1 protein-coding gene is annotated in these 536 nt (G+C 51.5%); it reads right to left on the bottom strand.

From position 1 onward, the window contains the following. Nucleotides 1-536: hypothetical protein (locus tag J7439_RS26095; protein ID WP_209204973.1), on the bottom strand; the 536-nt coding region annotated here is incomplete at both ends.

The following is a 536-nucleotide window of genomic DNA, read 5'->3' as shown; positions in this document are numbered from 1 at the left end:
TGTCCGTAGAATAACCTTGCTGTTTAAGACATTGGCGGAGTTTGTTCTCATTATCAGTCAGTTTTTCTCCTGAGGGTACTCCAAAGCCTGCAAATATGCGGCAAGAAAGTTTCAGAAGACTCTTCTTTTCATCCGGGGGTAGCCATTGAATAAAGGTTTGCACTTTCGTCTTTTCCGGTAAGCCCTTGCCATGACACATGGAGGAAATATTGGTGACCCGTGCCCGGTCGAGCGGTTTGCCCTTAACGACCTCGTCTTTGCCCTCCTGCCAGCCCTCTTTCAAGCAGGGCAGGGTCAGGAAGGCCTTCACGTCCTTATCTTTCGGTAAGCCTTTAGAGGAGCACATGGAGGAAATATTGGTGACCAGTACCCGGTCGAGCGGTTTGCCCTTAACGTCCTCGTCTTTGCTCTCCTGCCAGCCCTCTTTCAAGCAGGGCAGGGTCAGGAAGGCCTTCACGTCCTGATCTTTCGGTAAGCCTTTGCCATTACACATGGAGGAAATATTGGTGACCAGTGCCCGGTCGAGCGGTTTGCCC

The sequence above is a fragment of the Salinisphaera sp. G21_0 genome, from assembly GCF_017744115.1.
In the GTDB taxonomy this organism is placed as follows: Bacteria; Pseudomonadota; Gammaproteobacteria; order Pseudomonadales; family Endozoicomonadaceae; genus Endozoicomonas.
The sequence above is the reverse complement of the archived record's forward strand: the minus strand, read 5'-3'. Positions and strand labels throughout refer to the sequence as shown.